Raw genomic sequence first — 15619 nt, forward strand, 5'->3', positions numbered from 1 at the left:
GGCCTAATGGGCCAACCCTTTTTTGTAGAATGGAATGTCTCTTCGCATCCCGAAGCGCAGCGTACTCGCATCTCGGAGTGAAACGTTCCTGCTCTTTTCTTCAGACATAAAAAAACCGCTGACGAATCAGCGGCTTTTAAAAACATTAGCGAGTGGCTAAAGAAGGATTACTTCTTCTTTTTCACTGCTTTCTTGTTTGGAAGGTCAGTGATTGAACCTTCGAATACTTCCGCAGCTAGACCAACAGACTCGTGTAGAGTTGGGTGAGCGTGGATAGTAAGTGCGATATCTTCTGCATCACAACCCATTTCGATTGCTAGGCCGATTTCGCCAAGAAGTTCACCACCGTTAGTACCAACAACAGCACCACCGATTACGCGATGAGTATCTTTATCGAAGATCATCTTAGTAACGCCATCTGCACAGTCAGAAGCGATTGCACGACCAGAAGCAGCCCAAGGGAAAGTAGCAACTTCGTAGTTGATGCCTTCCGCTTTCGCTTCTTTCTCAGTCTTACCTACCCAAGCAACTTCTGGCTCAGTGTACGCAATTGATGGGATTACTTTAGGGTCGAAGTAGTGCTTCTTACCAGAGATAACTTCAGCAGCTACGTGACCTTCATGCACACCTTTGTGAGCAAGCATTGGTTGACCAACAACGTCACCGATCGCGTGGATGTGAGGAACGTTAGTACGCATTTGCTTATCAACATTGATGAAACCACGCTCATCAACTTCGATACCCGCTTTTTCAGCGTCGATAAGTGCACCGTTTGGAACACGACCGATAGCAACAAGAACAGCATCGTAGCGTTCAGCTTCAGCTGGTGCTTTTTTGCCTTCCATTGAAACGTAGATACCGTCTTCTTTCGCTTCAACAGCAGTCACTTTAGTTTCAAGCATTAGCTTGAACTTGTTCTTAATGCGCTTAGTGAAAACTTTAACGATGTCTTTATCCGCAGCAGGGATAACTTGATCGAACATCTCTACAACTTCAACTTTAGAACCTAGAGAGTGGTAAACCGTACCCATCTCAAGACCGATGATACCGCCGCCCATGATAAGCAGTTTTTCAGGTACTTCGTTTAGTTCTAGTGCATCCGTAGAATCCCAAATACGTGGGTCTTCATGTGGGATGAAAGGAAGTTTGATTGGGCGAGAACCCGCAGCAATGATTGCGTTGTCGAAGTTAACAGTTGTTGCTTCGCCTTCGCCTTCAACAAGAATGCTGTTAGGACCAGTGAACTTACCGAAACCGTTAACAACAGTAACGTTACGCATCTTAGCCATACCGCCAAGACCGCCAGTTAGTTGATCAACTACTTTTTCTTTCCAGATACGGATCTTGTTGATGTCCGTTTGTGGCTCGCCGAATACAACGCCGTGCTCTGCCATCGCTTTAGCTTCTTCGATTACTTTAGAAACGTGAAGAAGTGCTTTTGATGGAATACAACCAACGTTTAGACATACACCACCAAGAGTGCTGTAACGTTCAACTAGTACTGTTTCTAGACCTAAATCCGCACAACGGAATGCCGCTGAGTAACCAGCAGGACCTGAACCAAGTACAACAACTTGGGCTTTAATTTCTTTGCTCATTGTGACCTCTTGTAGTCATTATCCCTAACAGGCTGAGTAGATGTTCTTAAAATTATTGGGCTTTCAAACAGGAAACATTTTACAGAGATGTTAACAGTGTGAAAGTAGCTTTAAGTTAGCCTGTGAGCTAGACAACAATTCCCCATCAGATTATGAGAAATGCAGGAAACTGTTGTCTAAAAATAGTCTTTATATAAAGAATTAAGGTGACCCGAAAGTCACCTTAATAATTACTTTCTCAATTACAGTACTAGACGACGAATGTCAGATAGTGCGCTGTTTAGGAAAGTAATGAAGCGTGCACCTTCAGCACCATCGATCACACGGTGGTCGTATGATAGAGACAGTGGAAGCTGTAGACGTGGTTGGAACTCTTTACCATTCCAAACTGGCTTAATTTCAGACTTAGATACACCTAGGATACCTACTTCTGGAGCATTTACGATTGGAGTAAATGCAGTGCCGCCAATACCACCAAGGCTAGAGATTGTGAAACAACCGCCTTGCATGTCTGCCGCTGTTAGCTTACCAGAACGTGCTTTCTTAGAAACAGCCATTAGCTCTTCAGATAGCTCGTAAATGCCTTTCTTGTTCACGTCTTTGAAGACAGGAACAACTAGACCGTTTGGTGTATCAACAGCGATACCCACGTTTACGTACTTCTTAAGAATGATGCTTTCGCCATCTTCAGAAAGAGAAGAGTTAAACGCTGGGAATGCTTCTAGCGCTTTAGCAACAGCTTTCATGATGAACACAAGTGGAGTGATCTTCATGCCAGTGTCTTTCTTCGCTTCGATTGCGTTCTGTTCTTTACGGAATGCTTCTAGCTCAGTGATGTCTGCGTTGTCCCATTGTGTAACGTGAGGGATCATTACCCAGTTACGGTGCAGGTTAGCACCAGAGATCTTCTTAATCTTAGAAAGCTTCTGAACTTCAGTTTCGCCGAACTTGCTGAAGTCAACTTTTGGCCATGGTAGTAGACCAAGTGCAGAACCGTCGCCGCCTTTGCCAGATGCAGCTGCACCAGACTCAAGACGCTTAAGTGCATCTTTAACGTAAGACTGAACGTCTTCTTTAAGGATACGGCTCTTACGACCAGTACCTTTAACCTTAGAAAGGTTAACGCCAAATTCACGAGCTAGACGACGAACTACTGGAGAAGCGTGCGCGTAGTCACCGTTCTCTTGGAAGTCGCCAGCTGCTGGAGCCGCTGCAGGTGCTTCTGCTTTAGGAGCAGGTGCCGCCGCTGGAGCTGCTGCTTGTGCAGGTGCTGCAACAGGAGCAGGCGCTGCGCCTTCAACCGGAGTGCCGGCCACGACGAAAGTCATGATTAGAGAGCCAGTTGACACTTTGTCGCCAGCTGCAATCTTAATCTCTTTTACTGTACCAGCGAATGGTGCAGGAACTTCCATTGAAGCTTTGTCGCCTTCAACAGTAATTAGAGATTGCTCTTCTTCTACTGTATCGCCAACCGCTACCATGATTTCAGTAACTTCTACTTCGTCACCACCGATATCAGGAACGTTTACTTCTTTTTCAGCTGATGCTGCTGGAGCCGCTGCAACTGGTGCCGCCGCTGGAGCAGGAGCTGCTGCAACTGGAGCGCCAGAGCCCGCTACTTCACCTGTTTCTACAGAGAAAATCATTACTAGAGAACCAGTAGAAACTGAATCACCAGAAGCGATCTTGATTTCTTTAACGATACCAGCGAATGGTGCAGGAACTTCCATTGAAGCCTTGTCACCTTCAACAGTAAGAAGAGATTGCTCTTCTTCTACTGCGTCACCGATAGCAACCATGATTTCAGTTACTTCAACTTCATCACCGCCGATGTCAGGAACGTGAACTTCTTTAAGCTCAGCTGCCGTTGCAGGAGCAGCTGCAACTGGTGCCGCCGCTTCAACTGCTGGAGCAGCCGGTGCTGCTGCAGCACCTTCCGCAGGAGAGCCTGCCTCTTCAAAGATCATGATAAGAGAACCAGTAGAAACAGAATCGCCTTCCGCTACTTTGATTTCTTTAACGATACCCGCTTGAGACGCAGGAACTTCCATTGAAGCTTTGTCGCCTTCAACAGTGATCAGTGACTGCTCTTCTTCAACCTTGTCGCCAACGTTTACAAGAATCTCAGTTACTTCAACCTCGTCAGCACCGATGTCTGGTACATTAATTTCGATTGTCATTGTATTTACCTACCTTAATGCCAGTCTTATGCGTATTGCGGGTTAGTTTTTTCAGTGTCGATATCGAATTTAGCAATTGCTTCAACAACTACAGATTTCTCGATGTCACCACGTTTAGCCAGTTCAGTTAGAGCTGCAACTACGATGTAGCCAGCGTTCACTTCGAAGTGACGACGTAGGTTTGCACGGCTGTCAGAGCGGCCGAAACCATCTGTACCAAGTACTTTGTAAGACTCAGTTGGCATGTACGCACGTACTTGCTCAGCGTAGTTCTTCATGTAGTCAGTCACTGCGATTGCAGGTTCTTTACCAAGAACAGTCGTGATGTACGGTACTTTCTCTTCAGCTTCTGGGTGAAGCATGTTGTCACGCTCTACCGCTTGGCCGTCACGAGTTAGTTCGTTGAACGACGTTACTGAGAATACGTCAGATGCTACGCCGTACTCTTCGCTTAGAATTTCAGCCGCTTTACGCGCTTCGTTCATGATAGTACCAGAGCTCATTAGTTGAACTTTGCCCTTAGCACCAGCGTGAGATTCAAGCTTGTAGATACCTTTACGGATGCCTTCTTCAGCGCCTTCTGGCATTGCTGGCATTGCGTAGTTCTCGTTCATTACTGTTAGGTAGTAGTAAACGTTCTCTTGCTCAGGACCGTACATGCGACGGATACCGTCTTGCATGATTACCGCTAGCTCGTAAGCGAACGTTGGGTCGTAAGAGATACAGTTAGGGATAGTGTTCGCTTGGATGTGCGAGTGACCATCTTCGTGCTGTAGACCTTCACCGTTCAGTGTTGTACGACCTGCAGTAGCACCTAGTAGGAAGCCACGAGCTTGTTGGTCGCCTGCTAGCCATGCCATGTCACCAATACGTTGGAAACCGAACATTGAGTAGTAGATGTAGAACGGGATCATCGGTAGATCGTTTGTGCTGTATGAAGTTGCAGCGGCAACCCATGAAGCCATAGAACCTAGTTCGTTGATACCTTCTTGAAGAACTTGACCAGACGTTGCTTCTTTGTAGTAAGAAACGATGCCTTTATCTTCAGGTGTGTATTCTTGACCGTGTGGGTTGTAGATACCAACCTGACGGAATAGACCTTCCATACCGAATGTACGAGCTTCATCACAGATGATAGGAACGATGTTCTTACCAATGTTCTTATCTTTAAGAAGGATGTTTAGCGTACGTACATAAGCCATAGTTGTAGAGATATCACGCTTCTGTTCACCTAGTAGAGGTGCGAATGCGTCTAGCTCAGGAACCTTGAACTCTTGAGTAAACTTAGGAAGACGTGCAGGTGTGTAACCGTGTAGAGCGTTACGACGAGCGTGCATGTATTCGTACTCAGGCGTACCTTCTTCCAATTTCAGGTAAGGAAGTTCAGCGATCTTCTCATCTGAAAGGATGTCTTCTAGGCCTAGGCGATCACGTAGGTGTTGAACATGAGTCATGTCCATTTTCTTAACACCGTGTGCAATGTTCTTACCTTCAGCTGCATCACCCATGCCGTAACCTTTAACAGTCTTAGCTAGGATTACAGTTGGCTTACCGTTTGTCTCTTTAGCATTGTTGAATGCAGCAAACAGTTTAGAAGAATCGTGACCACCACGCTTAAGAGCGAAGATTTCGTCATCAGTCATGTCTGCAACTAGTGCAGCTGTTTCTGGGTACTTACCAAAGAAGTGCTCACGTACGTATGCGCCATCTTTAGATTTGAATGTTTGGTAGTCACCATCGATAGTTTCGTTCATTAGTTGAAGAAGCTTACCAGTAGTGTCTTTAGCTAGTAGAGAATCCCAGTTGCTACCCCAGATAACTTTAACAACGTTCCAACCTGCACCTTTGAATAGGCCTTCAAGTTCTTGGATGATGCTACCGTTACCCATTACAGGGCCGTCTAGACGCTGTAGGTTACAGTTGATTAGGAAACATAGGTTGTCTAGCTTCTCACGCGCAGCGAAAGAGATAGCACCACGTGATTCTGGCTCATCCATCTCACCGTCACCTAGGAACGCGTATACGCGTTGCGCTGAAGTTTCTTTCAGGCCACGGCCGTCAAGGTACTTAAGGAAGCGCGCTTGGTAGATAGCAGAGATAGGGCCAAGACCCATAGATACTGTCGGGAACTGCCAGAACTCAGGCATCAGTTTCGGGTGCGGGTAAGAAGGGATACCTTTACCATCAACTTCTTGACGGAAGTTATCTAGCTGTTCTTCAGTTAGACGACCTTCAACGAATGCACGAGAGTAGATACCTGGAGAGATGTGACCTTGGTAGTAAACTAGATCGCCACCGTCTGTCTCGTTTGGAGCACGGAAGAAGTGGTTGAAACATACTTCGTAGAACGCTGCTGCTGACTGGTAAGAAGCCATGTGACCACCAAGGTCTAGGTCTTTCTTAGAAGCACGCAATACGATCATGATTGCGTTCCAGCGAATAATCGAACGAATACGACGCTCAAGAGTTACGTCACCAGGGTAAGCTGGCTCTTGTGCTGCTGGAATTGTGTTGATGTAGTTTGTGTTGATGCCTGTAGCCATATCAACACCATCTAAACGCGCTTTATCTAGAACTTGTTCTAGTAAAAACTGTGCACGTTCTACACCTTCTTCACGTACTACTGACTCAAGAGCTTCTAACCAATCTTGAGTTTCCAGAGCATCAACGTCATGCTTCATGTCAGACATGGCGATCTATCCTTTTTGTTAGTTGGATTCTACTAAACACGTAAAAAGCCGAAGTATTACGGCTATTTACCCTGTTGAATTCGACGTAGAGAACGTTCGCGGCGCGACTCTTCCTTCGTCAAATCCAGCAATGTTTCTTCGATGTAAGCTAAATGAGAGTGTGACATTTCACGCGCCTTCTCAGGCTGGCCAGAAACGATCGCATCTACGATATTAGCTCGATGTATACTCACTTTCTCCACAACGTCTTTACGACGATGCAACAGCTTTAAATTTTCTAAGACGTTTTGTTCGAGTAACGGAGCCAAGCTACGAACAATGTGCAATAACACCACATTGTGCGCTGCCTCTGTTAAAGCAATAAGAAAAGCCATCACCGCTGCAGATTCGGCTTCAATATCACCCTTTTCTTGCGCGCCGTGAATTTTTTCTTGGCAGGCTTGAATACGAGCAAAGTCTTCATCGGTTCCACGCAATGCCGCGAAGTAAGCCGAAATCCCTTCCATCGCATGACGCGATTCCAACAAGTCTAGTTGGGTTTCAGAATGGGACGACAACAAATTAAGCAAAGGATCTGAAAAGCTTTTCCAGATATTTTCGCTAACAAACGTACCTCCACCTTGACGGCGAGTAAGCAAGCGTTTTGCTTCTAAACGTTGTATCGCTTCTCGGATCGAAGGACGAGACACATCGAACTGTTTCGCCAGTTCGCGCTCAGGCGGCAGCTGCTGCCCTGGAGCCAGTGTTCCTTCCACTATCAACCTTTCTAACTCTTGTTCGATAACATCGGAGAGTTTTGGCTGACGAATCCTTTGATAAGCCATAGTTTGTTGTTCTTCTTTTTCTTCGCTGACAATTGGTAATACCAATTTTAAGTTGGGCAGAAATTAACATAATTAAAACGCCACTGTCCAGCCTAAAATTGACCTGCATCATAGAATACAGCGTGAATTAACCATGATTTAACAAATGAAATTTAAAACAGCAACCAAATTGGTCTTACCATTTACAGGGGTAATACTTTTGGGGAGTGTTCGTGCTAGAAAGTTTCAGGATAAAAATGAATTGTTTCAGAAAGATTAGTGTCACTCGTTTAAAAATCGAACCAAGCGCACATTTAGGGTGGAAATTCTGTTCATAAGTTTTAATAAATGAGTGTTTGATAAGCTCGTCACACTCTCGATTTATTGATGCTCCCCGTCCGACCACTTCCTTTACAAAAGCACAACAAAAATTCACAAACAATTATGCTCATCGTTGATTATCTAGAGCCCTTCAATGAGCAGAGTCTTGTTGTGAATTCGGATTTAGAAACTCAGTTGGCCTTGATATTTCTTCCAATCAAAAACCAAACCGGGGTCAGTCTTTCGTAGCGGAGCGATGTATTGATGGCCAGTGATACGCTGACGCGTAATCTGCGGGAAGTTCGACACCAATGTCTCCGTTAATTGAGCCAAAGATTGGTATTGCTGCTCGGTATAAGCAACAAAGTCACTGCCTTCCAGTTCAATGCCAATAGAGTAGTCATTACATCTTTCACGGCCAGCGAAGCTCGATTGACCCGCATGCCAAGCTCGGTCTAAGAAAGAGACGAACTGCACCACTTCCCCATCACGACGAATCAAGCAATGCGCCGAAACGCCCATTTGGTGAATCACCTTAAAAAACGGATGTTCGACAGGGTCGAGTTTTCCCGTAAAAAACTGTTCAATGTAAGGCCCACCAAATTGACCCGGAGGCAAGCTAATGTTGTGAACCACCAGCAGAGAGATATCGTCGGCACTAGGCCTTGCATCAAAATACGGGGAAGGAACATGCCGAGCGTTGTCGTACCATCCGTTGGAGCTGATCGTCATCTTGGTCTCACTTTCTTTTCTGCTAGCACAATAAGATGTGACCTTACCCATAGAGCAGTCGCGCTAGCCTCTTTAATTTGAAGTTAAGCAAGAGTATCATTCCATTCCCACTCCCTTTCAAGATTAGATTTGCGATGAAAAACACACATAACAGCCACCAACGCCTTGACTACTTAAAAGAGCAACTGCCTCTAGAGATCACTCGTGCAGTAGCCGAGACTATCAAAGAAGACCTAGGTGGCACGTTAGATCCAGCGGCTGACATCACAGCAAGTCTAATCCCAGCAGACGCAATCAACAGCGCAACCATCATTACTCGTGAGCACGGTGTGTTCTGTGGTAAAGCTTGGGCTGATGAAGTGTTTAAGCAACTGGGCGGTGAAGTGACTATCGAGTGGAATGTAGAAGATGGCGACAAGGTTGAACCAAACCAAACACTTTGTACCTTAACAGGTCCAGCACGCGCGCTATTAACGGGTGAGCGCAACGCAATGAACTTCATTCAAACGCTATCTGGTTGTGCGACTACGACGGCTACCTACGCGGACAAAATCAAACACACAGAGTGCCGCCTGTTAGATACTCGTAAAACGATACCTGGCCTGCGCAGCGCACTAAAATACGCAGTCGCTTGTGGCGGCGGTTTCAACCACCGTATTGGGGTTTTCGATGCTTACCTAATCAAAGAAAACCACATCATCGCTTGTGGTGGTATTGAGAAAGCTATTTCAACAGCAAAAGAGCTAAACCCGGGTAAGCCTGTAGAAGTGGAAACTGAGAGCCTAGAAGAGCTAGAGCAAGCGATCAGCGCTGGCGCAGACATCATCATGCTAGATAACTTCACCACAGACATGATGCGCGAAGCTGTGAAAATCAACGCAGGACGTGCAGCACTAGAAAACTCTGGCAACGTGACTCTAGATACCATTGCTGAGTTCGCTGAAACAGGCGTTGATTACATCTCGGTAGGCGCATTAACTAAGCACCTAAAAGCAATGGACCTATCAATGAGATTCAAAGCGTAATTGACTGAATAATAAATAATTTCCGTAAAGGCACTGTTGATAACGGTGCCTTTTTATTGCCTGAATTATCAGTATTTCAAGCAGTTATTTAAGCTGATCGCATAATTTTGCCTGCTATATGAAACACTACACCAATAAATACCAAACCGCTCGCGACCGCACCTGAATCTCATTCCACTTCCCCAATCCGACTTCTATTCTGTCCATCAACCAGTGCCTGCACTGAAATAAACTAAACAATGGAATAGAACAATGAATAACAAAAGAACGAACCAAAAAGGCTTTACGTTGATTGAATTGATGATCGTAGTGGCAGTAATAGGGGTACTTTCCGCAATAGCTATGCCTCAATATCAAAAATATGTTGCGAAAAGCGAAGTTGCTTCAGCATTGTCAACATTGACTGGTGCAAAAACGAATGTAGAGGCTTATACAGTAGAAAATGGAATGTTCCCTGATGGTACACCAGGACAAGATACTGATGATCTGGGGATTCCTACAATGTCACTAGGAACACCATCGTTCACTAGTGCTGCAGCAAATACCGGTTCTATTAGTTTTACTTTTGGAACATCTGCAAGTGACGGTGTCAGTACTTTAGTTTCTGGAAAAACTTTTGTATTAACTCGTACTTCAACTGGCTCATGGAGCTGTTCTTCTAGTGATTTGAAAGATAGTGTACTTCCAAAGAATTGTCAGTAATAAATGCTCACAAACCTCCCAACAGTTCTCCGTCAGGCTGATTTACTTAGCCTGACTCAGGAACAAGCCGTTGCGGAACACATACATGCTTCAGGTGTATCTACACCTGAAGCTTTGCTCGTTCTTGATTTCTTCACCAGCGAGAGTCTCGCACATAATATTCAAGCCATTTTCGGTTTGCCGTTAGTTCAGCTTACCAATGTTAACTATGAAGTCTTGTGTGACCAATTAGGGCTTCGCGAGCTGATCACCAAATATCACGCGATCCCGATTTCAGTCTCTAGCTCGACTCTTACTCTCGCCTCTGCCGACCCGACCGATTTACAAGCAGAAGATGATTTCCGATTCGCGACTGGATTGCAGATAGAACTCGTTGTTGCCAACTACTCTGAATTAGAAGGCGCAATACGAAAGTTGTATGGCCGCTCTATTTCAGGGCAAGACTCCAAGCGTAAAGAGATCACCCAAGACGAACTTGCCAACCTTGTTGAAGTCTCCGACGATGAGATGACTTCGATTGAAGACCTCAGCCAGGACGACTCCCCCGTTAGCCGTTTTATCAATCAGATATTGGTCGATGCAGTACGTAAAGGTGCATCAGATATCCATTTTGAGCCCTACGAAGAACACTACCGTGTACGCCTTCGTTGTGATGGCATCCTTGTTGAAATACAGCAACCCGCCTCTCACTTAAGTCGTCGTCTATCAGCTCGCTTAAAGATCCTCGCCAAGCTTGATATCGCTGAACGCCGCTTGCCTCAAGACGGTCGTATTAAGTTACGCTTGAACGACGAACTCGCGATAGATATGCGTGTATCAACTTTGCCGACCTTGTGGGGTGAAAAGATCGTTCTTCGACTGCTTGATAGCAGCGCGGCCAATCTAGATATCGATAAGTTAGGTTACAGCGAAGATCAAAAAGCACTCTACCTCAATGCCCTGAAACGCCCACAAGGGATGATCTTAATGACAGGCCCAACCGGCAGCGGAAAAACCGTCTCCCTATATACTGGCCTTCGAGTGCTCAACACAACTGAACGCAACATATCAACAGCCGAAGATCCGGTGGAAATTAACCTATGTGGTATCAATCAGGTACAAGTGACGCCTAAGATCGGCTTTGGATTTGCGGAAGCTCTGCGATCATTTTTACGACAAGACCCTGATGTGGTGATGGTTGGAGAGATCCGCGACTTGGAAACGGCAGAAATCGCGATCAAAGCATCGCAAACGGGTCACTTAGTACTTTCGACACTGCACACGAATTCCGCCGCAGAAACCGTCACCCGACTCGCACATATGGGTATAGAACCCTTTAACCTCGCTTCATCATTGAGTTTGATTATCGCCCAACGACTGGCAAGACGATTATGCAACCACTGCAAAGAAAATGACGACTCGCCAGACATATTCCTGCGTCACTCCATTCCTAACAGCCAAACCATCTACAAAGCGAGTCCTAAAGGTTGCAATGAGTGCAACCAGGGTTATTCGGGGCGAGTGGGTATCTATGAAGTGATGCCGTTTAGCGATCAACTGAAAAGCAGCCTGATCGACAAACCGAACGCGTTGGCCATTGAAAACTTGGCTCGCCGAGAAGGCATGAGAACTCTGCAAGAGTCGGGGCTAGATAAATTGCTTGAAGGCACCACCAGCTATCAAGAGCTGCAACGTGTTCTGTACATATAAACCAATGGAGCACCAATGAGTAGCAAGTCCAAACAATCACAATTAAAAAGCTATCACTGGAAAGGCATTAACAGCTCAGGCAAGAAAGTGTCTGGGCAAACGTTAGCGCTCACCGAATTGGAAGTACGAGAAAAGCTCAAAGAACAGCATATTCAGATTAAGAAAATCAAAAAGAAAAGTATTTCAGCCGTCACTCGTTTAACCCATAGAGTAAAAGCCAAAGACATCACTATTTTGACTCGGCAGCTTGCTACCATGCTGGCCACTGGTGTGCCTATCGTACAAGCCATCAAGTTGGTGTCGGACAATCACCGCAAAGCTGAAATGAAATCGATTCTATCGCATATCTGCAAAGGTGTAGAAGCCGGAACGCCAATCTCAAAAGCGATGCGAACCGCAAGTCGTCACTTTGATGATCTGTATACCGACTTAGTCGCAACGGGCGAACTTTCCGGTAATCTCGCGCAAGTATTCGAACGCTTGGCAACTTATCGAGAAAAGAGTGAACAGCTAAAGTCTAAGGTTATAAAAGCACTTATTTACCCAGCGATGGTGATCATTGTTGCACTGACTGTCTCTTACCTAATGCTGACCATGGTTATTCCCGAATTTGAATCGATGTTTTCAGGGTTTGGTGCCGATCTCCCTTGGTTTACTCAGCAGGTACTCTATCTGTCACATTGGATGCAGGCTTACAGTTTTTATACTGCTGTGGGCATTGGCTTGCTCGCGCTATTGGTCCATCAACTGTGCCAGCGCTCCCACTCGTTCAGACTGTCTGTCAGTCGGCTAGGATTGCGTTTCCCTGTTCTCGGTGGCGTATTAGCGAAAGCCTCAATAGCCAAATTCAGCCGAACCTTATCAACAAGCTTTAGTTCCGGTATTCCTATTTTAATGAGCCTAAAAACCACAGCCAAAACCGCAGGCAACCTACATTATGAATCAGCAATCATTGAGGTTCACCGAGAAACCGCAGCAGGCATGCCGATGTATATCGCGATGCGCAATACCAATGCCTTCCCTGAAATGGTGTTGCAGATGGTGATGATTGGTGAAGAGTCGGGCAACCTTGATGATATGCTCAATAAAGTCGCTTCCATTTACGAGTTTGAAGTAGACAACACCGTCGACAATTTAGGCAAAATTTTAGAACCATTGATCATCGTATTTTTGGGAACGGTTGTTGGCGGGCTTGTGGTTGCGATGTACTTACCGATCTTTAATCTTATGAGTGTGTTAGGATAGCCAAAAGCAACTTAACACCCATGAGTAGCAAACTTCTGCTCATATAGATCAAGTGGTAAAGGACACTATGGAAGTATTTCACTACTATCCTTGGCTATTCCCCGTATTAGCTTTCATTTTTAGCCTTCTTATCGGCAGCTTCCTCAATGTAGTCATACACCGCTTACCGATTATGATGGAGCGAGAGTGGCAACAAGAGTGCTCGGAATATTTCTCTCAATATAAAATTCCAGCGCCAGAGGGAAAGTTCAATCTCAGCATTCCTCGTTCAACCTGCCCGAAATGCAAAACCCAATTAAGAATCGTCGACAATATCCCAGTGTTAAGCTGGTTGCTCTTAAAGGGTAAGTGCCACAGCTGCGCTAATCCAATCAGTGCTCGCTACCCTTTGGTCGAACTGCTTACAGCAATACTTTGCACAATGGTTGCTAGCCACTTTGGTTTCAGTTACTACGCCATTGCTTTGATTCTTTTCACCTTCGCACTGATTACCGCGACCTTTATCGATCTCGATACCATGTTGTTGCCTGATCAAATCACCTTGCCTTTGGTATGGTCCGGTATCGCATTAGCACTGTTTAATATCGGCCCAGTATCGCTGCAAGATTCCGTGGTTGGCGCAATGGCTGGTTACCTCGCTTTATGGTCTGTTTATTGGTTGTTCAAACTACTGACAGGCAAAGAAGGCATGGGTTACGGCGATTTCAAACTTCTGGCTGCGCTTGGTGCATGGCTTGGCTGGCAACACCTACCGATGATCATCCTTTTATCTTCGCTGGTCGGCCTTGTGTTTGGTTTGATTCAACTTCGCCTGAAACAGCAAGGCATCGATAAAGCCTTCCCATTTGGTCCTTACCTCGCGATAGCTGGTTGGGTAAGCCTATTGTGGGGCAATGACATCATGGGTTGGTATTTCACTTCTGTGCTAGGGATTTAATCATGGCAATCATTATCGGATTAAGTGGTGGTATCGCCAGTGGCAAAACCACGGTAGCCAACCTATTCAATCAGCATTTCAATATTGATATTGTCGATGCTGATATCGTGGCACGCGAAGTAGTGGCATTGGGCAGCGAAGGCCTAAAACAGATCGCCGCTCATTTTGGCGAAGACATATTGCTTGAAGATGGCATGCTAAACCGAGCTAAACTGCGCGAAGTAATCTTCTCTGATCCCACCGAAAAACAATGGCTCAATGATCTTCTTCATCCCATGATCCGCGACAAAATTGACAGTGACCTGTCTAAAGTCACATCCCCTTATGCTTTATTAGTCGCACCGCTATTGGTTGAAAACCAAATGCAAGGCATGGCCGATCGCGTTTTAATCGTTGATGTGCCTACAGAAGTGCAAATAGAACGCACAATGAGTCGTGACAATGTTTCGAAGGAACAGGTTGCCGCAATTTTAAAATCACAAGCTTCAAGAGAACAGCGCTTAGCGGTTGCAGATGACGTGATTAAAAACCATACTAAAAACCAAGAACTTTTGCCTCAAATCACAGATTTACATCAAAAGTATCTGGCAATCAGTACAGTAGATGGGTCAGAATAGAACTATGTTGAATGAAGGTTTGCTCGATGATCACCCATAAATTTGAACATCCTCTAAATGAGAAAACACGCATCTACTTAAGAGTCGAATCACTCTTGAGGCAGCTACACTTGTCTTCTACATTTTCCGATGCTCAACAGTATCAACTCTTTTTCCGTTCCATCTTTGATCTGATTGAAATCTTCGAACAGATCCAACTCAAGAGCGAACTCGCAAAAGATATTGAGAAGCAACGTGTAACCTACAAAAGTTGGTTGGATGTTGAAGGTGTCGATCAAGAGATGCTGACATCACTACTTAATGACATTGGTAACATCTATCGTGATCTGATGCAGGCAGAGCGTTTTGGCCAGTCACTTAAAGAAGACCGCTTCCTAAGTGCCATTCGCCAACGCTTTAATCTTCCAGGTGGTTCATGCTGCTTTGATCTGCCCGCACTGCATTATTGGCTGCACCTTCCTCTCGATAAGAGAATGCGAGATGCCAAAGCTTGGATGGATAGCCTACAGCCTCTGTATGAAGCGCTAACACTGTGGTTGAAGCTCACCAGAGAGACGGGTCACTTCAAAGAGCAAATCGCTCGTGCTGGCTTCTTCCAGAGCGATGCCGATGAAGCGAATATCCTTCGTCTTTCTATTCCGATGCAATACGGTGCCTACCCGATGATCTCCGGTCACAAGAACCGCTTTGCTGTTAAGTTCATGAGCTTTGAAACTGGGCAAGCCTGTACTCAAGACATCGAATTTGAATTGGCAATCTGCACCTAATTAATTTCCTTTTATAGTTTGGCTTGAGTCCTCACTCGAGCCTAAACTCACTATTATTACACCTTCAAATTAAGAATCACTATGTCGAAGAAAATCACCATCGTTAAATGCCCTCAATGTAATGCTGACGTTGAATGGGGCGAACAAAGCCCGCACCGCCCGTTTTGCAGCAAGCAATGTCAGATGATTGATTTCGGTGAATGGGCAGACGAAGAGAACAGCATCGCTGGCGCACCAGATATGTCAGATAGCGATGGTTGGTCGGAAGATCCGCACTAAGCGAGTAGCGAGTAGCGAGTAACGAGTAACGAGT

The 15619-nt window shown here is 45.5% G+C and carries 13 protein-coding genes; 8 read left to right on the forward strand and 5 right to left on the reverse strand.

What is annotated here, in order from left to right:
* Nucleotides 1–167: 167 nt before the first annotated feature.
* The 5 genes from lpdA to ampD form a co-directional block, all read right to left on the reverse strand.
* The gene (gene lpdA, locus AB4623_RS13120) at nt 168–1598 is read right to left on the reverse strand and encodes a dihydrolipoyl dehydrogenase (protein ID WP_017059440.1); all 1431 of its coding nucleotides are present in this window, start codon (nt 1596–1598) and stop codon (nt 168–170) included.
* Between the two features lie 242 nt (nt 1599–1840).
* Nucleotides 1841–3778: a pyruvate dehydrogenase complex dihydrolipoyllysine-residue acetyltransferase gene (aceF, locus tag AB4623_RS13125; RefSeq protein WP_372100010.1), complete on the reverse strand. Its 1938-nt coding sequence runs from the start codon at nt 3776–3778 to the stop codon at nt 1841–1843.
* 26 nt (nt 3779–3804) lie between these two features.
* Complete coding sequence (gene aceE, locus AB4623_RS13130; RefSeq protein ID WP_017059442.1) at nt 3805–6468, reverse strand: pyruvate dehydrogenase (acetyl-transferring), homodimeric type; 2664 nt, start codon at nt 6466–6468, stop codon at nt 3805–3807.
* Nucleotides 6469–6530: 62 nt separating this feature from the next.
* Nucleotides 6531–7292: a pyruvate dehydrogenase complex transcriptional repressor PdhR gene (gene pdhR, locus AB4623_RS13135; protein WP_008222726.1), complete on the reverse strand. Its 762-nt coding sequence runs from the start codon at nt 7290–7292 to the stop codon at nt 6531–6533.
* A gap of 483 nt (nt 7293–7775) precedes the next feature.
* Nucleotides 7776–8375 carry a 1,6-anhydro-N-acetylmuramyl-L-alanine amidase AmpD gene (gene ampD / locus AB4623_RS13140; RefSeq protein WP_017068879.1) on the reverse strand — a complete coding sequence of 200 codons (600 nt, stop codon included), beginning with the start codon at nt 8373–8375 and terminating at the stop codon, nt 7776–7778.
* Between the two features lie 83 nt (nt 8376–8458).
* Here ampD and nadC point away from each other — a divergent pair, with 83 nt between their 5' ends.
* The 8 genes from nadC to yacG all read left to right on the forward strand — a co-directional run bounded on the left by nadC (nt 8459) and on the right by yacG (nt 15585).
* Nucleotides 8459–9349, forward strand: coding sequence for a carboxylating nicotinate-nucleotide diphosphorylase (gene nadC / locus AB4623_RS13145; protein WP_372056204.1), 891 nt, complete (start codon nt 8459–8461; stop codon nt 9347–9349).
* A 252-nt stretch (nt 9350–9601) separates the two neighbouring features.
* A complete protein-coding gene (locus AB4623_RS13150) occupies nt 9602–10051 on the forward strand; it encodes a pilin (RefSeq protein ID WP_372146604.1) in 450 nt (149 codons plus the stop codon).
* A gap of 3 nt (nt 10052–10054) precedes the next feature.
* Nucleotides 10055–11740 (forward strand): type IV-A pilus assembly ATPase PilB, encoded by a 1686-nt coding sequence (gene pilB, locus AB4623_RS13155; RefSeq protein ID WP_372146605.1) that lies wholly within the window; start codon nt 10055–10057, stop codon nt 11738–11740.
* Nucleotides 11741–11755: 15 nt separating this feature from the next.
* Nucleotides 11756–12985, forward strand: coding sequence for a type II secretion system F family protein (locus tag AB4623_RS13160; RefSeq protein WP_372146607.1), 1230 nt, complete (start codon nt 11756–11758; stop codon nt 12983–12985).
* 67 nt (nt 12986–13052) lie between these two features.
* On the forward strand, nt 13053–13922 hold the full coding sequence (locus tag AB4623_RS13165) for an A24 family peptidase (RefSeq protein WP_372098719.1): 870 nt from the start codon (nt 13053–13055) through the stop codon (nt 13920–13922).
* A 2-nt stretch (nt 13923–13924) separates the two neighbouring features.
* A complete protein-coding gene (coaE, locus tag AB4623_RS13170; RefSeq protein ID WP_372098718.1) occupies nt 13925–14539 on the forward strand; it encodes a dephospho-CoA kinase in 615 nt (204 codons plus the stop codon).
* 26 nt (nt 14540–14565) lie between these two features.
* Complete coding sequence (gene zapD, locus AB4623_RS13175; protein WP_017063237.1) at nt 14566–15306, forward strand: cell division protein ZapD; 741 nt, start codon at nt 14566–14568, stop codon at nt 15304–15306.
* Nucleotides 15307–15387: 81 nt separating this feature from the next.
* Nucleotides 15388–15585 (forward strand): DNA gyrase inhibitor YacG, encoded by a 198-nt coding sequence (yacG, locus tag AB4623_RS13180; protein WP_004735515.1) that lies wholly within the window; start codon nt 15388–15390, stop codon nt 15583–15585.
* The last annotated feature ends 34 nt before the right edge of the window (nt 15586–15619 follow it).

This window comes from Vibrio sp. 10N.222.52.C12, assembly GCF_041474215.1.
GTDB classification, from domain to species: Bacteria; Pseudomonadota; Gammaproteobacteria; order Enterobacterales; family Vibrionaceae; genus Vibrio; species Vibrio crassostreae_C.